Below are 19,493 nucleotides of genomic sequence, written 5' to 3' on the forward strand. Positions count from 1 at the left end.
TCACTTCCTGTGTCTCGGTCCGCAGGGCGGTGACCTCGACCGGTTTTCCGGTCCGTCGCGCTTCGGCCGAAGCTCCCCTATCCGTACGGGTTTCCGTGCTGCCCTGATCACCCGCGACGGGGCGTTCGTCGGCCGATGCGGACGTCGCGAATGGTGCGACTCCTAAGGCGGTGAGGCCCACAGCGAAGACGGTCGCAAAGGATGTCAGGGCGTGTGCAGATCTTTTCGGTCGTGATGGCCGAGAACGGCCGCTTGTGCGTATCACGAGCTTTCCTTCCGAAGAGGAAACAAGCCTGAGATGGAACATTGGACAGATCTTGGGGGGATCTTGGCATATGCCCGGCGGAAAGCTTTACTGAAGTGACACATCGGGGGGTTGGTGAGGGGGCGCCCCTGCTTGTGCCCATCACCCTGGCCCCCTCGGAGGAGTCCACGGACGTGATCGCACCAGGCGACTGGTGGGCGTTACGGCGACGGTGGAGATCCACCGTCGCCGTCGTCTTCCTGTCCCTCATGGGGTCGCTGTTGGGAACCACGGTTCCGGCAGCGGCCAAGCAGGCCAATCCGAATCTGATCAAGCTTCAACAGGAAAAGCCCGTCAAGGGCGAGGAGTTCAAGCGCAAGAACGGGCCGAAGAAGAACGGCGCGGCCAAGGCATGGGAAGCGCCCAAGAGCACCCGGCTGCCGAGCGGACGTGCACGAGTGGGCCTCGCGTCGGCGTTGTCGGACGGTGTGGCGTCGCTCGCCACGCGCGACGGCGCGAGCAAGCCCGTGAAGGCCGGCGAACTACCGCTTTACGTCAAGCCCGCAGCCGCGGGGCAGTCGGAAGCAAGCTCGGCCGAGCCCGGCGTCGTCGATGTCGAGATGCCGGACGAGAAGGCACTGGCCGGACTGGGCGCCGAGGGCCCGGTGGTCAAGCTCACCGCGAGCGGCACCGAGGCCGCCGGTCAGGCGTCCGGCGCGAAGGCGAGCCCGGGCGTGGCCGCACCGGGGAAGCGCGGACCTCCGCGACAGGTCGACGTCGAGCTCGACTACTCCTCTTACGCGCAACGCTTCGGCGGTGACTGGGGTTCGCGCCTGCGACTGGTGGAGCTCCCCGCCTGCGCCGCCACGACCCCGGCCCGTGCCGGATGTTCCACCGGCACCCCGCTGAAGAGCGAGAACAACTCCAAGAAGCAGCGCCTGACCGCCCGGGTCACGCTGGCGCCCGGCGCACCGGTGATGCTCGCGGCGGCCGCCGAGGCCTCCGGTTCCACCGGGAACTACGGTGCCTCCTCGCTGTCCCCCTCCGGCTCCTGGGCAGCCGGCGGCCACGCCGGCGGATTCTCCTGGAACCACCCCATCGACACCCCCGACGCCCCCGGTGGCGCGGAGCCCGAGATCAAACTCGGCTACTCCTCCCAGGCCATCGACGGCCGTACCGCCTCCACCAACAATCAGGCTTCCTGGATCGGTGAGGGCTGGGACTACCACCCGGGCTTCGTCGAGCGCCGCTACAAGTCCTGCACCCAGGACATGGCCAACGGCGCCAACAACAAGACCAAAACCGGCGACCTGTGCTGGTTCACCGACAGCCTCACCCTCTCCCTCGACGGCTCCAGCAATGAGCTCGTCCGGGACGACAAGAGCGGCGAATGGAAGCTCGCCGACGACGACGGTGCCCGCATCGAGCTGAAGAAGGGCGCCGCCAACGGCGACAACGACGGTGAGCACTGGGTCCTCACGTCGAAGGACGGCACTCAGTACTGGTTCGGCCTGAACCGCCTGCCCGGCTGGGGAACCGGCAAGCCCGAGACCAACTCGGCCTTCACCGTCCCGGTTTTCGGCAACCACTCCGGCGAGCCCTGTCACGCCGACACCTTCGACAAGTCCTCCTGCTCCCAGGCATGGCGCTGGAACCTGGACTACGTCGTCGACCCGCACGGCAACGCCATGAGCCTGTGGTGGGAGAAGGAGACCAACCACTACGGCCAGCTCGGCAAAGCCGACAAACTCGCCGCGTACGACCGCGGTGGCTACCTCACCCGCATCGATTACGGCCAGCGCGCCGACTCCCTCTTCTCCGCGAAGGCGGCCGCACGCGTCCACTTCGTCACCGCCGAGCGCTGCCTGCCGTCGAAGGACTTCGACTGCGCCCCAGGCAAGCTCACCAAGGAGAACGCCAAGAACTGGCCCGACGTCCCCTTCGACCTCAAGTGCGAAGGCAAGGGCAAATGCGACAAGCCGTCGCCGAGCTTCTGGTCGACGAAGCGGCTGGTGAAGATCGCGACCGAGGCCCTCGTGGGCGACGACTACGCCAAGGCCGACACCTACGAGCTCACCCACCAGTTCCCGAACACGGACGCCACGAGCCCGGCCCTGTGGCTGGCCTCCATCACCCGCACCGGTCACACCGGCGGTACGGACACCACCCTCCCGTCGGTGACCTTCCGCGGCGAGAAGATGGACAACCGCGTCGACGGCTATGAGGGCATCCCGCCCTTCTCCCGCTTCCGTGTCAACGCGGTGGACACCGAACACGGCTCGACCATCGGCGTCACGTACTCCCCGCGTGAGTGTTCGACGATGCCCGGCAACGTGAAGCTGCCCACGCCGCACGACAACGGCATGCGCTGCTACCCGACCTACTGGACCCCGCCGGGAGAGAGCAAGCCGGTCCTGGACTGGTTCCACAAGTACGTCGTGACGGAGGTCCGCGAGGAGGACAACGTCACCGACGCCCTCCCGAAGGTGACCTCCTACCAGTACCTCGGCGCACCGGGCTGGGCGTGGGACGACGGTGAGTTCACCGAGCCCAAGGAACGCACCTGGAACCAGTACCGCGGCTACGCCAAGGTCCGTGAGCTGGTCGGCCGCGGTGACGACGGCAAGCGGTCGATGACCGAGTCCCTCTACTACCAGGGACTGGACGGTGACCCGCTGCCCGACGGCAAGAAGCGCGGCGCCGAGCTGACCGACTCCGAAGGCGGAAAGGTGCCCGACCTGCCGCAGTTCAACGGACAGCTGCGAGAGAAGGTCACCTATCTGGACGAGGGCGGCCAGGTGGAGTCCGCCACCAAGCTGACCTTGGCCTCGACGGTCACCGCCACCCGGGAGAGGGCAGGCACCACGGCGCTCCAGGCCCGCATGGGCCACCCCGAGAGCAATGAGGAACGCGAGCGCCAGGGCGACGGCAGTTGGCTGCGCAGCAAGGAGACGACGTCCTACGACGAGTACGGGCTCCCGGTCAGCACACACGACTTCGGGAACATCGACGACCCGGACGACGACGCGTGCACGACTGTCACCTACGCCCGTAACACCGACAAGTGGATCCTGGAGCTGGAGGCCCAGGAGAAGACCGTCACCGGCCCCTGTGGCGGCGACAGCGGCTCGGTCGTCTCGGACACGCGCACCTACTACGACGGGAAGGGCCTCGGAGAAGGCCCTGTCAGGGGCGACGTCACGTCAGTAGAGGAGATCACCGGCGACGGCAAGGGCTACCAGGTCGCCGAGCGCACGGAGTACGACGCGCACGGCCGCCCGACCGCCAGCTGGGACGTGGACGGCAACAGGACCACTACCGCGTACACCCCCGCCATCGGTGCCATTCCGGCGAAGACGGTGGTCACCAACCCGCTCGGCCACACCGAGACCACCTACGCCGACCCTGCCCGCGGCAGCACGACAGCGGTCGTCGACACCAACGGCCGCCGCAAGGACATGGTCTACGACGGTCTCGGTCGGCTGGTCAAGCTGTGGGACATCAACCGGGACCGGGCCGCCGGCCAGTCGCCCAGCTCCGAGCACGAGTACAAGATCACCAAGACGGCCCCGTCCACGGCGATCACCCGCTCCTTGACGGAGAGCGGCTCGTACTCCACCGCCGTGGAGATCTACGACGGCATGCTCCACGAGCGCCAGAGCCAGCACCCCGGCATCGGCGGCGGCCGCATTGTCAGCGACACGATCCAGGACACCCACGGCCGGACGGCCAAGAGCAACGACGCCTACTTCGTCGAAGGCGACGTCAGCGAGAATCTCCTGATCGTCGCCGACAACAAGGTGCCGCACCAGACGGTCGTCACCTATGACGGCCACGACCGCCAGGTCAAGGAGGTCACCCGCCGCTACGGCGACGACCAGCAGACGACGACCGCCGAGTACCAGGGCAACGAGTCGACGGTCTTCCCGCCCAAGGGCGGCACGGTACGGACGACCTTCACCGACGGCGACGGCCGTCGCACGAAGCTGCGCGAGTACCTCAACGAGGAGCGCACCAAGTACAACGACACCTCCTACGGCTACAACCGCAAGGGCCAGCTGACCAAGGTCACCGACCCGGACGGCAACGCCTGGACGTTCGAGTACGACGCCCGGGGCCGGCAGATCAAGGCGACGGACCCGGACAAGGGCACGGCCACCACCACGTACGACAAGGACGACCGTCCGGTCACCGTGACCGACGCGCGCGGCAAGAAGGTCTCGACGACCTACGACGCGCTCGACCGTCCCACTTCGCTGCGCGAGGGCGGGCCTGACGGGCCCAAGCTCGCCGAGTGGACGTACGACAGTGTCCTCAAGGGCCTGCCCGCGGCCTCCATCCGCTACAGCGGGGGGAAGGAGTACCGCAACGAGGTCGCCGGCTACAACCAGGCCTACCAGCCGACCGGCACCCGTCTGGTGATCCCGGACTCCGAGAAGAAGCTCGCCGGCACGTACACCTTCGAGCACGGCTACACGCCGAACACCGGCCTGCCCGAGTGGACGCAGATCCCCGAGACCGGGCCGCTCAAGAAGGAACGTCTCGTCACTCGCTACAACGGTGACGGCCTGCCCGTAACGCTGGCCGGCATCTCGGTCTACGCCTCCAACCTGCAGTACTCCGCATCCGGCGAGCTGCTGCGCAGCGAGGCCGGTGTCCAGGGCAGGAAGGTGTACTCGACGTCGTTCTACGACGAGCACACCCGCCGCCTGAGCCGGACCGTGCACGACCGCGACAGCAAGGACGCGAGCGGCGGCCGGATCGACGACATCGCCTACAGCTACGACCCGGCCGGCAACGTCACCAGGATCGCGCGCACTCCGGGCGCGACGATGCCGGACGGTGGTCAGAGCGACGTCCAGTGCTTCGCCTACGACGCGCTGCGGCGGATGACCGGTGCCTGGACAGCCACCGACGGCTGCCAGGCGGGGCCGTCCAAGGAGACGGTCGGCGGTCAGCAGCCGTACTGGCAGTCCTATACCTACGACGCGGTCGGCAACCGCACGAAACTCGTTGAGCACGACACGACGGGCGACAGCGGCAAGGACGTCACGCGCACGTACACCTACCCGGGCCCGGGCAAGGACCAGCCCCGGTCGCTGACGAAGGTGGAGTCCAAGGGCCCCGGCGGCACGTCGGTCAGCACCTACGCGTACGACGCCGTCGGCAACACGACCATCCGGCAGGTCGGCGGGAAGGTGCAGACCTTCTCCTACGACGCGGAGGGCAACCTCGCGAAGATCACCGAGGACGGAAAGGACACCGAGAACCTCTACGACGCGGAAGGCAATCGCCTCATCCACCGCGCGGCCAACGGCGAGACCACGCTCTACCTCGGTAGCGGCGAACTGACCGTCGACGCCGGCGGCAAGCTCTCCGCCACCCGTTACTACGAGCACCCCGGCGCCACCACCGTCCGTACGGCCGAGGAGGGCGACGGCACCAAGGGCGAAGGCAAGCTCGACCTGCTCCTCACCGACCATCACGGGAGCGCCTACAGCTCGGTGGGCCTGGATCAGGAAGGGCTGCCCGTCCAGCGGCGCCTGCTGGCCCCCTTCGGGGAGCAGCGCGGCACCAAACCCGGTCTCTGGCCGGGCAAACGCGGCTTCGTCGGCGGTCGCACCGACGAGAACACTGGACTCACGCAGCTCGGCGCCCGCGAGTACGACCCGGCCACCGGCCGCTTCATCTCGGTGGACCCGGTGATCGACTTCGGGATTCCGCAGCAGATGAACCCGTACGCCTACGCGAACAACGCGCCGGCGACGGAGTCGGACCCGGACGGCGAGTTCTTCCCGATTCTCGTCGCGATCGCCGCCCGCATCGCCCTCCAGGCCGCGATTCGCGCGGCCGCGCGTGAGGCCGCCCGCCGTGCGGCGATCGCCGCCGCGCGTGAGGCCGCGAAGCGTGCGGCCATCGCTGCGGCCAAGCGGCGGGCCGCGGCCGAGGCCGCCAAGCGGGCGGCCGCGGAAGCCGCGAAGAAGAAGGCGGCACAGGTCGCCGCCGCGAAGGCCCGGGCGGAAGCCGCGAAGAAGGCGGCGGCGAAGGCCGCGGCCAAGGCCAAGCAGCGGGTGGCCGCCAAGGCGGCTCCTAAGCGCGCGGCCAAGTACCGCGAGGCCCCGAAGCAACGCCCGAAGCCCCAAGCGAAGCCGCAGCCGAGACCCAAACCGAACCCGAAGCCGAAACAGGCGAAACCGCAGGGTTCGCAAGGGGTGAAGCAAGAGATCAAGAAGGAGGTCAAACAGGAGGTCAAGGAACAGGCGAAGGAGGCGGCACAGCCGCAGAGCTGCCCGACCGGCAACAGCTTCGTTCCCGGTACCGACGTTCTGATGGCCGATGGCAGTCGCAAGTCGATCGAGCAGGTCAAGACCGGTGACAAGGTCCTGGCCACCGATCCGGAGACGGGTGAGACCAAGGCCGAGCCCGTCGTCGCCACGATCATCGGCAGCGGCAGCAAGGACCTGGTCAAGATCACGGTCAGCGGAGACGACCGGACCGATGGCGGCACGCTCATCGCCACCGAGGGGCACCCCTTCTGGGTCCCGGACCTGAAGAAGTGGGTCGACGCCGGTCAGCTGAAGCCCGGTCAGTGGCTCCGGACCAGCGCGGGTACCTGGGTCCAGGTCACCTCGGTCAAGGCGTGGACGCAGAACGCCACGGTCTACAACCTGACGGTTCAGGGCACCCACACCTACTACGCGCAGGCAGCGGCCGTACCGGTCCTCGTACACAACTGTGGAGGGGGCGACAACCGGCCGGATTTCCATTCCGAGCAGTCGGCGAACAGTCACTATGCCAAGCACGTCAAGGGTGTCGACTTCCGCTACAAGAAGGGGAGGCAGCGTGAGCCGCGGGCTGTCGGGGTCGACATGCCCGAGTTCAGGGGGGCAGGCGCTCGCCGGGCGTTCCGGAACGCCGCGCGTGACTTCATGGACGGTGACGGGCCGGACGGGGCCATCAGCGTGCTCACGAAGGACGGTGGAGTACACCGGTTCCACTCGGCGACGGGGTACTACGGATACCGCAACAGCAGTGGCTCTATATCCACGTTCTTCCGCCCGGCGGACGGGCTGTCGTACTTCCGTCGCTCCACCATGAAATACAGGTAGGGCGAACCCGCGGCTGATCTAGGAGATGAGAGTGCTCTTTCTCGACAGGTTCAGGGAAATGGTCGATCGTTCGGAGTTGCGGCATCCAGTCACACCTCAGCGGGCGCTCGAAACCTGGGCGGAATTCGTCGAGGACTGTGGGGAGGGATACGGATCCACTCTCTACGAGTATTGGGACGACATCTCCATCAGGCGCTTCCTGCAAGCTGTCATCGCTGATCCGGTCATCCGGTCCACCCCGGAAGCGGAATGGTTCGCGGCCGAGGTGGGCCGGATCGACGATTCGTTCAGAGAGGTCCTCGAAGGAGGCTTCGCAGTGTCTGGCGGCTGGGGGTGGTGGGAACAGAGGATCCCGGCCTTCTGCGGTGAGGAGATGGCGTTCAATGTCAGAGAGCATTACGGGTTCGAAATTGAAGTCCGGTGAGAACCGAATAAGGGGTAATTGATATGCACGGCTCTGTGAGGAGCGTTCGTTGCATCTCGGCCGTAGGCCTGGCGGCTGCCCTCCTCGTCGGCTGCTCCACCGAAAAGGCAGCCAAGGACGAGTTCGAAAAGCTCGACAACAAGGAGTTCGAGGTCGTCTACGAGATCACCGGAAGCGACGTCAAGGACATCACCTACGGCACCGGTGATCAGAAGAACGAGGCCACCGAGACCGTCGAGGCCCCCGCGCTCCCGTGGAAGAAGAAAGTCACCATGAAGGGGGTGGCCACCGCGCCCAGCCTGAGCCTGATCCTGGGGGAGAAGGGCGGCGAGGCCCGGTGCGTGATCACGATCAACGGCAAGGAGGCCAAGCGCGCCACCGCCAAGGGTGAGTTCGGTACCGCCACCTGCGTGGCGGCCTCCCCGGCCGGCCACGCGGGGTAACGCTCCGTAGCTGCTCCGGCCTGTCGGCATCCGCGCCGCCGTGCCCCAGCCCCTCCGGCTGTGGCGCGGCGGCGCTTTTCGTATGGGCATAAGTACGATGACTGAAGGAAACCGAGGGGGGAGCGGCGTCGTCCGGAAACCCACCGGTAACCCGGGGACGTGATACTCAAGGTCCAGCCCGTGCCGCACCCGGTGAAACGAGCCGTCTGACCTGCAAGGATAGGTTGCCATGGATAAGCAGCAGGAGTTCGTGCTCCGCACACTCGAAGAGCGCGACATCCGGTTCGTCCGGCTGTGGTTCACCGATGTCCTCGGCTATCTGAAGTCCGTGGCCGTGGCCCCCGCCGAGCTCGAGCAGGCCTTCGACGAGGGCATCGGCTTCGACGGCTCGGCGATCGAGGGCTTCGCGCGGGTGTATGAATCGGACATGATCGCCAAGCCGGATCCGGGCACCTTCCAGATCCTGCCCTGGCGCGCCGAGGCCCCCGGCACCGCCCGGATGTTCTGCGACATCCTGATGCCGGACGGCTCCCCGTCGTACGCCGACCCGCGCTACGTCCTCAAGCGCATCCTCGCCAAGACCTCCGACCTCGGGTTCACCTTCTACACCCACCCCGAGATCGAGTTCTTCCTGCTCAAGGACAAGCCCGTCGACGGCACCCGTCCCGTGCCCGCCGACTCCTCCGGCTACTTCGACCACACGCCCACCGGCGTCGGCATGGACTTCCGCCGCCAGGCCATCACGATGCTCGAATCCATGGGCATCTCGGTCGAGTTCAGCCACCACGAGGGCGCCCCCGGCCAGCAGGAGATCGACCTGCGCTACGCCGACGCGCTCTCCACCGCCGACAACATCATGACCTTCCGCATCGTGATGAAGCAGGTGGCGCTGGAGCAGGGCGTCCACGCGACGTTCATGCCCAAGCCGTTCTCGGACTTCCCGGGCTCCGGCATGCACACCCACCTCTCCCTCTTCGAGGGCGACCGCAACGCCTTCCACGAGTCCGGCGCCGAGTACCAGCTGTCCAAGGTCGGCAAGTCCTTCATCGCCGGACTGCTCCGGCACGCGGGCGAGATCTCCGCTGTCACCAACCAGTGGGTCAACTCCTACAAGCGCATCTGGGGCGGCTCCCAGCGCACCGCCGGCGCCGGCGGCGAGGCCCCCTCGTACATCTGCTGGGGCCACAACAACCGCTCCGCGCTCATCCGCGTGCCCATGTACAAGCCCGGCAAGACCGGCTCCACCCGCGTCGAGGTCCGCTCCATCGACTCCGGCGCCAACCCCTACCTGACCTACGCCGTCCTCCTCGCGGCGGGTCTCAAGGGCATCGAGGAGGGGTACGAACTCCCCGCGGGCGCCGACGACGACGTGTGGGCGCTGTCCGACGCCGAGCGCCGGGCCATGGGGATCGAGCCGCTGCCGCAGAACCTCGGCGAGGCCATCGAGCTGATGGAACGCAGCGAACTGGTCGCCGAGACCCTGGGCGAGCACGTCTTCGACTTCTTCCTGCGCAACAAGAAGCAGGAATGGGAGGAGTACCGGTCGGAAGTGACCGCGTTCGAGCTGCGCAAGATGCTGCCGGTGCTCTGACCGCACGGCCGGCACGGCCGGCCGAGGACCACCCCGGACGATCAGCGAGAGGGCCAGCGATGACCGTGCCCGACGGGCGGCGGAGCAGTACCTACAGCCGGCTGCTGCGCTGCGGGTTCACCGCCGTGGCCGACGCCGAGCGGCTCCTGGGGACCCCCGCGCTGGGGTCCCTGGGCACCGGCCCCGTGCTGCTCGACGCCCTCGGCGCCACGGCCGACCCCGACCTCGCGCTGCGCGGGCTCGTCCGGCTCGCCGAGTCCCTCGCCGCCCGGGACGACGCCGACCGGCAGGCCCTCCTCGACACCCTCGCCGCCGCCAAGCCGCTGCGCGACCGGCTGCTGGGCGTCCTCGGCACGTCCGAGGCGCTCGGCGACCACCTCGCCCGGCACCCCGGCGACTGGCACGCCCTCGACAGCTTCGAGGCCACCGACCTCCACCCCGCCGTCCCCGAGTTCGAATGGGCCCTCGCCGACGGGGCCCGCCGCGGCCGCGAGGCCGGGCTGCAACCCGCCGACGCCCTGCGCGCCGCCTACCGGCGCGCCCTCCTCGGCATAGCGGCCCGCGACGTCAGCGGCAGCACCGACGTCGCCGAGGCCGCCGCCGAACTCGCCGACCTGGCCACCGCCACCCTCCGCGCCGCCCTCGCGATCGCCACCGAGGAAGAGCCGGCCGACGCCGCCGCCTGCCGGCTCGCCGTCATCGGCATGGGCAAGTGCGGCGGCCGCGAGCTCAACTACGTCTCCGACGTCGACGTCATCTTCGTCGCCGAGGCCCGCGACGGCACCGCCGAGGCCACCGCCCTGCGCTCCGCCACCCGCCTCGCCTCCCGGATGATGCGGATCTGCTCCGACGTCACCGCCGAGGGCACCATCTGGACCGTCGACGCCAACCTCCGCCCCGAGGGCCGCAACGGCCCCCTGGTGCGCACCCTCTCCAGCCACCTCGCCTACTACCAGCGCTGGGCCAAGACCTGGGAGTTCCAGGCCCTCCTCAAGGCCCGGCCCGTCGCCGGCGACCTCGCCCTCGGCCAGGACTACGTCGACACCCTCTCCCCGCTCGTCTGGCAGGCCGCCGAGCGCGACAACTTCGTCACCGACGTCCAGGAGATGCGCCGCCGCGTCGTCGACTCCATCCCCGCCGCCCAGGTCGACCGCGAGATCAAACTCGGCCCCGGCGGCCTGCGCGACGTCGAATTCGCCGTCCAGCTCCTCCAGTTGGTCCACGGACGCAGCGACGCCACCCTGCGCTCCGGATCCACCCTCGACGCGCTCGCCGCCCTCGCCGCCGGCGGCTACGTGGGCCGCGCCGACGCCAAACTCATGGGCGACGCCTACCGCTTCCTGCGCACCATGGAGCACCGCATCCAGCTCCACCGGCTGCGCCGCACCCACCTCGTGCCCGACCGCGAGGAAGACCTGCGCCGCCTGGGCCGCTCCCTGGCCCGTACGTACGAGTGGGCCCCCGGCAAGGAACCGGTCGCCGAATTCGGCCGGCAGTGGAAGCTCCACGCCCGCGAGGTCCGCCGGCTGCACGAGAAACTCTTCTACCGGCCGCTGCTCGACGCCGTCGCCCAGCTGGAACCCGGCGAGATCCGGCTCAGCCCCAAGGCCGCCGGCCAGCGCCTCGCGGCCCTCGGCTACGCCGACCCCGCCGCCGCCCTCCGCCACCTGGAGGCCCTCGCCTCCGGCGTCACCCGCAAGGCCGCCATCCAGCGGACCCTGCTGCCCGTGCTGCTGGGCTGGTTCGCCGACTCCGCCGACCCCGACGCCGGACTGCTCAACTTCCACAAGGTCTCCGACGCCCTCGGCAAGACCCCCTGGTACCTGCGGCTGCTGCGCGACGAGGGCGCCGCCGCCGAGAACCTCGCCCGCGTCCTGTCCGCCGGCCGGCTCGCCCCCGACCTGCTGCTGCGCGCCCCCGAGGCCGTCGCCCTCCTCGGCGACTCCGGGGGCCTGCGCCCACGCGGCCGCGAGGCCCTGGAACAGGAGGTCCTCGCCGCCGTCGGCCGCGCCGAGGACGCCGAGGCGGCCATCGTCGCGGTGCGCGGCGTCCGCCGCCGCGAGCTGTTCCGCACCGCGGCCGCCGACATCATCGGCGCCTACGGGCGCGTCGGCCCCGCCGCCCGCGCCCACGCCTCCGGCGAGCACGGCACCGGCTCGCGCGGCGCCGCCGAGACCGCCGGGAACGACCACGCCGCCCGCGCCGGCATCGTCGGCGACGCCGTCTCCGACCTCAACGCCGCCGCCGTCGCCGGCGCCCTGCGCGCGGCCGTCCGGGGCGAGTGGGGCGACACCCTGCCCACCCGGTTCGCGGTCATCGGCATGGGCCGCTTCGGTGGCCACGAACAGGGCTACGGATCCGACGCGGACGTCCTGTTCGTCCACGAGCCGCGCGAAGGCGTCTCCGACGAGGACGCCGCCAAGGCCGCCTTCGCCGTCGCCGGCGAGATGCGCCGGCTGCTCCAGCTCCCCACCACCGACCCGCCGCTGCTCGTCGACGCCGACCTGCGGCCCGAGGGCAAGTCCGGGCCGATCGTCCGCACCCTCGCCTCCTACGCCGCCTACTACCGCCGCTGGTCGCTGGTGTGGGAGAGCCAGGCCCTGCTGCGCGCCGAGCCCGTCGCGGGCGACGCCGACCTGGGCCGGCGGTTCATCGAGCTGATCGACCCGCTGCGCTACCCGCCCGAGGGCCTCGGCGAGGACGCCGTCCGCGAGATCCGCCGCCTCAAGGCCCGCATGGAGTCCGAGCGGCTCCCGCGCGGCGCCGACCCCACCACCCACACCAAGCTGGGACGCGGCGGCCTGTCGGACGTCGAATGGACCGTCCAGCTCCTCCAGATGCGGCACGGCCACTCCGAGCCCGGCCTGCGCACCACCCGCACCCGCGACGCCCTCGCCGCCGCGTGTGCCGCCGGGCTGCTCACCGCCGAGGAGGCCCGCATCCTCGACGAGGCGTGGGTGCTGGCGACGAGCGTCCGCAACGCGGTGATGCTGGTGCGCGGCCGTCCCGGCGACACGTTCCCGGGCGAGGCCCGGGAACTGGCCGCGGTGGGCCGGTACCTGGGCTACCCGGCGGGGCACGGCGGGGAGATGCTGGACGACTACCGGCGGACGACGCGGCGGGCGCGTGCGGTGGTGGAGGACCTGTTCTACGGGAGCCCGGGCCCCCGCTGAGCGGGCACCTGGATCCCCGACAACGTAGTACTCCTGGGGAGACACAAGGCAGCTTCGTTCTTGTTTGGAGTCACTGATGACCGTTCGTCGTGTCGTGCCCAACATCCGGTCCGAGGCCGGGCGGGAGAGCCGGGAGTTCTATGGCCTGCTGGGCTTCGAGGAGGTCATGAACCACGGCTGGATCATGACGCTCGCTTCCCCGTCCAGCCCGGCGGCGCAGATCAGTGTCATGACCGGCGACAGGACCGCGCCCGTCGCCCCCGACATGAGCGTCGAGGTGGACGACGTGGACGCGGCTTACGCGGTCATGCTGGAGAGCGGTGCGGAGATCATTCACCCCTTGCAGGACGAGGAGTGGGGCGTGCGGCGGTTCTTCGTCCGCGACCCCAGCGGACGGGTGGTCAACGTGCTGGGCCACCTCTGACGGCCCCTCTCCACTACACCAGTAACGGCTACAGAGCGTAAAAAAACGCCCGGGTCCCGCTGAGCGGGGCCCGGGCGGGGCCGCTACTTCCTGATGGCCCGCCAGTACCGGCCCAGGGCCTCACGGAAGGTGGTAGCGCAACCCGCCATTCGGGCTCTGGGAGAAGCGGGCGAAGCGCTGGCACAAGACGGCGCCGGGACGGAGCAGGACTGCGTCGTCCCCTCCGTGCCGTTCCACTGCTCCGGGACGTCCCGGAAGTCCGCGGTCTGCTCGACGGCACGGCGTGAAGCCCCAGCCTCCCGGCCTGGCCCGGCCCATGCCGCCGGGCCGACCCGATTCCCTAGCGCACCCGCTCCGTCGTGCGGGAACGCCGCCCGCCCGGGGCCACCGGTTGCGGGCGGGACGGGGCGCGGCGGCGTTGCCGCGGCGCCCGGCCGGCGGGGTTGCCCGTGCCCGGACCGCCCGGTCCAGCGTCCCGCCGGTCGTCCTTGATCGCCACATGGCGGGGCAGCCGGTGCGGCAGCGCCCCGAACCACACCCGGGACAGGGTGAGGCCGAGCGCCAGGCAGAGCAGGCCGCCCACCGCGTCCAGCCAGAAGTGGTTGGCGGTCGACACGATCACCACCAGCGTCGCCACCGGGTAGAGCACCCCCAGCACCCGTACCCACACCGGCCGCGCCAGCGACGCGATGACGACGCCGCACCAGGTCGACCAGCCGATGTGCATCGAGGGCATCGCCGCGTACTGGTTCGAGACGTCCGCGAGGTTGCCCGAGGCCATCGAGCCCCAGGTGTGGTGGACGACGACCGTGTCGACGAAGCCGAGGTCCTCCATCAGCCGTGGCGGGGCGAGCGGATACAGGTAGTAGCCGAGCAGGGCCACACCGGTGGTGGCGAACAACGTCAGCCGGGCCGCCGCGTACCGCCCGGGGTGCCAGCGGTAGAGCCAGACCAGCACACCGATGGTCAGGACGAAGTGGAGCGTCGCATAGTAGTAGTTCATGCCCACGATCAGCCACGTCACCGAATTCACGGCCCGGTTGACCGTGTGCTCCACGGCGATGTGGAGGCTCTGCTCGGCCTGCCAGATCCAGTCGGCGTTGCGCAGCGCGGCGGCTCTCTGCTCCGGCACGGCGTTGCGGACGAGCGAGTACGTCCAGTAACTCACCGCGATCAGCAGTACCTCGAACCACAGGCGTGGGCGCCGTGGCGCACGGGGCCGCCGCAGCCGGAAGCGGTTCGTCCGCGGCCGGACCGCGCCCGTCGCGCCACCCGCCTCGGTGGGTGGCGCGGCGGCCGTGGGGCCTTCCAGGGTCTTTGCTGTCGCTTCACCCATAGGGAAAGAGTCTGCCAGATAGCCGCCGACGGCAGATCGGCACCCGGTCCGGTTCACGCCGCCTACGCCCCGGTTCGTCCTCCTTCGGACGGCCCGTGCCGGGCGCCTGTACGAGGGTTACGTACGCGCTCCCGGCGCCGAGGCCGTGGAGCCCCTGACGACCAGTTCGGGCAGGAAGACGAACTCGCCGTACGGCGCGGGCGTCCCGCCGACCTCCTCCAGCAACGCGCGCACCGCGGCCTGACCCATCGACTGGACCGGCTGCCGGATCGTGGTCAGCGGCGGATCGGTGAACGCGATGAGCGGCGAGTCGTCGAAGCCCACCACCGAGATGTCGCGCGGGACTTCGAGACCGTGCTGCCGCGCCGCCCGGACCACCCCCAGCGCCATCATGTCGCTGGCGCACACCACCGCCGTGCACCCCCGGTCGATCAACGCGGCGGCCGCCGCCTGACCACCCTCAAGAGTGAACAGCGAATGCTGGATCAGCTCCTCGGCCTCTTCCCGGCCCATCGAGAGCCGCTCCCGCATGCTGTCCAGGAAGCCCTTGATCTTCCGCTGCACGGGAACGTACCTGCGGGGCCCGAGGGCCAGTCCTATCCGGCGGTGGCCCAGTGCGGCCAAATGGGTGACGGCCAGCTGTACGGCGGCCCGGTCGTCGGGGGAGACGAAGGGCGCCCGGACCTCCGCCGAGAAGCCGTTGATCAGCACGAACGGCACGCCCTGGGCCCGCAGCCGGGCGTAGCGCTGCATGTCCGCCGAGGTGTCCGCGTGGAGCCCGGAGACATAGATGATCCCGGCGACGCCCCGGTCGACGAGCATCTCCGTGAGCTCGTCCTCCGTGGAGCCGCCCGGCGTCTGGGTCGCCAGCACCGGCGTATAGCCCTGGCGGGTCAACGCCTGCCCTATGACCTGCGCGAACGCCGGAAAGATGGGGTTGTCCAGCTCCGGGGTGATCAGTCCCACCAGGCCCGCGCTGCGCTGCCGCAGCCGTACCGGCCGTTCGTAGCCGAGCACGTCGAGCGCGGCCAGCACTCCCTCGCGGGTGGAGGCGGCGACCCCCGGCTTTCCGTTGAGGACGCGGCTGACGGTTGCTTCGCTGACACCCGCCTGGGCTGCGATGTCGGAGAGCCGGGCGGTCACAGGAGGTGACTGTACCGGTCGCATGTCAGACTGCCCACCACACGCATGAATCCGAGGGGATCCGCACCGTACCGCCCGTGCAGCGGCCTTCCGGGATGGAGATGGCCAGGGCGGTGCTCGCCAGTACCGGGCGGCCCGGCACCGGCAGCGTCACCTCGTCGCCGAGCGTGTTGAGCGTGCACACGAAGCCCGGCCGGGAGAACATCAGCACCCCCTCGGGGGCGTCCAGCCAGGTCATCTCCCCGTCGCCCAGCCCCGGCAGCTCCCGTCGGACGGCCAGCGCCGAGCGGTAGAGCTCCAGCGTCGAGCGGGGGTCCCCCGACTGCGCCTCCACCGACAGCTCCGCCCACGCGGCGGGCTGCGGCAGCCAGCTGCCGCCGGGCCCGAAGCCGTACGGGGCCTCCTCGCCCGACCACGGCAGCGGCACCCGGCAGCCGTCGCGCAGCCCGTCCTGGCCGTCGCCCCGGAAGAACGCCGGGTCCTGGCGCACCTCGTCGGGCAGCTCCACGACCTCCGGCAGCCCCAGTTCCTCACCCTGGTAGACGTAGGCCGAGCCCGGCAGCGACAGCATCAGCAGCGCCGCCGCCCGCGCCCGCCGCAGCCCCAGGCCGGTGTCGCCGGAGCCGTAGCGCGTGGGGTGCCGCACCACGTCGTGGTTGGACAGCACCCAGGTGGTGGGCGCCCCCACCGAACGCGTCGCCTCCAGCGACGCGTCGATCACCGTCCGCATCTGACCGGCGTCCCAGTCGCAGGTGAGGAACTGGAAGTTGAACGCCTGGTGGAGCTCGTCCGGCCGGACGTACAGCGCGAGCCGCTCCGATGTCGGCGCCCACGCCTCCGCCACGCCGATCCGCTCGCCCGGGTAGGAGTCCAGCAGCCGCCGCCAGTCGCGGTGGATCTCGTGCACCCCGTCCTGGTCGAAGAACGGCAGCACCTGCGCGCCGATCAGCTTGGCCTGCTCGGTGCGGCCGATGTCCGGCAGCCCCGGCGCCTTGACCATGCCGTGCGCCACGTCGATGCGGAAGCCGTCCACGCCCAGGTCCAGCCAGAACCGCAGCACGGACGCGAACTCCTCGCGCACCTCCGGGTTCTCCCAGTTGAGGTCCGGCTGCTCGGACGCGAACAGGTGGAGGTACCACTCGCCCGGGGTGCCGTCCGGACCGGTCGTCCGGGTCCAGGCCGGGCCGCCGAAGACGGACTCCCAGTCGTTCGGCGGGAGTTCCCCGGCCGCGCCCCGGCCCGGCCGGAAGTGGTAGCGCTCGCGGGCCGTCCCCCCCGGACGGTCCGCGAGCGCCTCCTCGAACCAGGCGTGCCGGTCCGACGTGTGGTTGGGCACGATGTCGACGATCACCCGCAGGCCCAGCCGGTGCGCCTCCCGCACCAGGTCGTCCGCGTCCGACAGCTGCCCGAACAGCGGGTCCACGGCCCGGTAGTCCGCGACGTCGTAGCCCCCGTCCGCCTGCGGCGAGGCGTAGAACGGCGTCAGCCACAGTGCGTCCACGCCCAGCCCCGCCAGGTACGGCAGCCGCTCGCGGATCCCGCGCAGGTCGCCGATGCCGTCGCCGTCGCTGTCGGCGAACGAACGCACGTACACCTGGTAGATGACGGCGCTGCGCCACCAGCCTTCCGCCGCCGGCGCGGCGTCGGTGGCGGCGTGGGCGTGGGCGTCCGGGCGGACGGAGGGCGCGAGGTCCTGGGTCATGTACGTCCTATCGGTTCGTAGGGTCGCTGTCGGTTCGGGGTGCGTCGTCGCGCGGGCCGACCCGGCGGGCTGTCGGGTCGTCGGGTCGTCGGGTCGGCGGACCGAAGGGTCAGCCCTTGGTGCCGCCCGAGGTGAGCCCGGCGACCAGGTGCCGCTGGGCGAGGAAGAAGACCACGCCGGCGGGGACGGTGATGAGCACGGCCGCCGCCGTCATCAGCCCCCACTCGGCCTTCTGCTGGCCCACGAAGGTCTGCAGGCCCACGGCGAGCGTGTAGTGCTCCTCGCTGCTCATGAACTGGGAGGCGAAGGCGACCTCGCCCCAGGCCGTGATGAAGGAGTAGAACGCGGTGACGGCCAGCCCCGGCCGGGCCAGCGGCACGATCAGCCGCCAGAACGTGCCGAAGGGCGTCAGCCCGTCCACCCGGCCCGCCTCGTCGATCTCGGCGGGGATCGTGTCGAAGTAGCCCTTGAGCATCCACGCGCAGAACGGCACCGAGATCGAGCAGTAGGTGACGATCAGGCCGGTGTAGGAGTCGAGGAGCTCCAGCTGCCCGAGGAGGTTGTAGAGCGGGACGATCAGCACCGCCATCGGGAACATCTGCACGACGAGGAACGTCCACATCAGCGGCCGGTGGCCGGGGAAGCGCATCCGCGAGACCGCGTACCCCGCGCTCGCCGCGACGAGCACGCCCAGGACGGTCGCCCCGAGGGCGACGACCACGGAGTTGCCGAACCACGTCAGGAACTTCGTCTCGCCCAGCACATGGGTGTAGTTGTCCAGGCTGAAGCCCACGAAGCGGGTGGGCTCCTGCCAGCCGTCGCGGCCGCGCAGCGAGACGAAGACGACGAACAGGACGGGGAACAGCGCCACGGCCGAGGCGACGATCAGCGCGGTGTGTAGCCCGGCCGAGGCCGCCCGGGAGCGCTCGCCGCGGGGGCGGGGGGTGGTGCTCGTCATCGCGAGGCCTCCTGTCGGGCGAGCGTCCGGCGGTAGAAGACGGCGAAGACCAGGAGGAGGGAGAGGATGAGGATCCCGTAGGTCGCCGAGCCCGCGTAGTCGCGGATGCCCTGGAAGGCGAGCCGGTAGGAGTACGTCACCAGGATCTCGCTGTCCGAGCTGGCCCCCGCGCCGATCAGCAGGTAGATCACCTGGAACATGTTGAACGTCCAGATGACGCCGAGCAGGATCACCGTCCCGCTCACCTCCCGCAGCCCCGGCAGCGTCACGTGCCGGAACCGCTGCCACGGCGAGGCGCCGTCCATCTCGGCCGCCTCGTGGAGCTCGGCGGGGATCGACTGCAGCCCGCCCAGGATGGCCACCATCATGAACGGCACGCCCAGCCAGACGTTGACGGCGACCGCCGACACCTTCTGCAGGAAGCTGTCGCCGAGCCAGTCCACCGGGTCCAGGCCCAACGTGGTCATGAAGGAGTTGAGGACGCCGTATTTCTCGTTGAACATCAGCCGCCAGGAGAACGTGGCGACGAACGCCGGCACCGCCCACGGCAGCACCAGCAGCACCCGGTACAGCGTCCGGAACCGCATCTGCCGGTTGAGCAGCAGCGCCAGCCCCAGGCCGATCGTGTAGTGGAGCACCACACAGGACGCCGTCCACACGACCGTCCAGCCCAGCCGCGAGTAGAAGTGGCCCTCCTGGCCGGAGAGCACCTTCCAGTAGTTGTCGAGGCCGACGAACTGGTAGCTCGACGGGATGTGGTTGACGCCGATCGTCCGGCCGATGTTGGCCTCGTTGGCGTCGGTGAAGGACAGGTAGATGCCCCGCCCCAGCGGATACCCGACGAGGACCGCCAGGACGATGACGACGGGCAGCACCATCGCCCACGCGTACCAGTGCGTGCCGAAGGAGCGCTTGACCCGGGTGACGACTGTGGCAGCCATGGGGG

11 protein-coding genes are annotated in these 19,493 nt (G+C 70.1%); 6 read left to right on the forward strand and 5 right to left on the reverse strand.

The features are described from left to right. The first annotated feature begins 438 nt into the window (after positions 1 to 438). The 6 genes from ACX9I7_RS07745 to ACX9I7_RS07770 all read left to right on the forward strand — a co-directional run bounded on the left by ACX9I7_RS07745 (position 439) and on the right by ACX9I7_RS07770 (position 13,408). Positions 439 to 7,353: a polymorphic toxin-type HINT domain-containing protein gene (locus tag ACX9I7_RS07745; RefSeq protein ID WP_459386889.1), complete on the forward strand. Its 6,915-nt coding sequence runs from the start codon at positions 439 to 441 to the stop codon at positions 7,351 to 7,353. Positions 7,354 to 7,384: 31 nt separating this feature from the next. Further along, the gene (locus ACX9I7_RS07750; RefSeq protein ID WP_358239782.1) at positions 7,385 to 7,777 is read left to right on the forward strand and encodes a hypothetical protein; all 393 of its coding nucleotides are present in this window, start codon (positions 7,385 to 7,387) and stop codon (positions 7,775 to 7,777) included. A gap of 35 nt (positions 7,778 to 7,812) precedes the next feature. Beyond that, complete coding sequence (locus ACX9I7_RS07755) at positions 7,813 to 8,220, forward strand: hypothetical protein (protein WP_459386890.1); 408 nt, start codon at positions 7,813 to 7,815, stop codon at positions 8,218 to 8,220. 229 nt (positions 8,221 to 8,449) lie between these two features. Next, on the forward strand, positions 8,450 to 9,811 hold the full coding sequence (glnA, locus tag ACX9I7_RS07760) for a type I glutamate--ammonia ligase (RefSeq protein WP_126913842.1): 1,362 nt from the start codon (positions 8,450 to 8,452) through the stop codon (positions 9,809 to 9,811). 59 nt (positions 9,812 to 9,870) lie between these two features. Continuing rightward, positions 9,871 to 12,984 carry a bifunctional [glutamine synthetase] adenylyltransferase/[glutamine synthetase]-adenylyl-L-tyrosine phosphorylase gene (locus tag ACX9I7_RS07765; RefSeq protein WP_459386891.1) on the forward strand — a complete coding sequence of 1,038 codons (3,114 nt, stop codon included), beginning with the start codon at positions 9,871 to 9,873 and terminating at the stop codon, positions 12,982 to 12,984. 76 nt (positions 12,985 to 13,060) lie between these two features. After that, positions 13,061 to 13,408 carry a VOC family protein gene (locus ACX9I7_RS07770; protein ID WP_387574457.1) on the forward strand — a complete coding sequence of 116 codons (348 nt, stop codon included), beginning with the start codon at positions 13,061 to 13,063 and terminating at the stop codon, positions 13,406 to 13,408. Positions 13,409 to 13,748: 340 nt separating this feature from the next. Here ACX9I7_RS07770 and ACX9I7_RS07775 read toward each other — a convergent pair whose 3' ends face one another. The 5 genes from ACX9I7_RS07775 to ACX9I7_RS07795 form a co-directional block, all read right to left on the reverse strand. Then, positions 13,749 to 14,744 carry a phosphatase PAP2 family protein gene (locus ACX9I7_RS07775; protein ID WP_387574427.1) on the reverse strand — a complete coding sequence of 332 codons (996 nt, stop codon included), beginning with the start codon at positions 14,742 to 14,744 and terminating at the stop codon, positions 13,749 to 13,751. A 117-nt stretch (positions 14,745 to 14,861) separates the two neighbouring features. Further along, on the reverse strand, positions 14,862 to 15,887 hold the full coding sequence (locus ACX9I7_RS07780; protein WP_459386892.1) for a LacI family DNA-binding transcriptional regulator: 1,026 nt from the start codon (positions 15,885 to 15,887) through the stop codon (positions 14,862 to 14,864). Between the two features lie 25 nt (positions 15,888 to 15,912). Next, entirely contained in the window at positions 15,913 to 17,589 is a 1,677-nt protein-coding gene (locus tag ACX9I7_RS07785; RefSeq protein WP_459386893.1) for a glycoside hydrolase family 13 protein, read from the reverse strand. A 109-nt stretch (positions 17,590 to 17,698) separates the two neighbouring features. Continuing rightward, positions 17,699 to 18,547 carry a sugar ABC transporter permease gene (locus ACX9I7_RS07790; RefSeq protein ID WP_358626200.1) on the reverse strand — a complete coding sequence of 283 codons (849 nt, stop codon included), beginning with the start codon at positions 18,545 to 18,547 and terminating at the stop codon, positions 17,699 to 17,701. Further along, positions 18,544 to 19,488 (reverse strand): carbohydrate ABC transporter permease, encoded by a 945-nt coding sequence (locus ACX9I7_RS07795; protein WP_189451835.1) that lies wholly within the window; start codon positions 19,486 to 19,488, stop codon positions 18,544 to 18,546. Before ACX9I7_RS07795 ends, ACX9I7_RS07790 begins: the two co-directional genes overlap by 4 nt. Between the last annotated feature and the right edge of the window lie 5 nt (positions 19,489 to 19,493).

It is taken from the genome of Streptomyces sp. L500 (assembly GCF_054551825.1).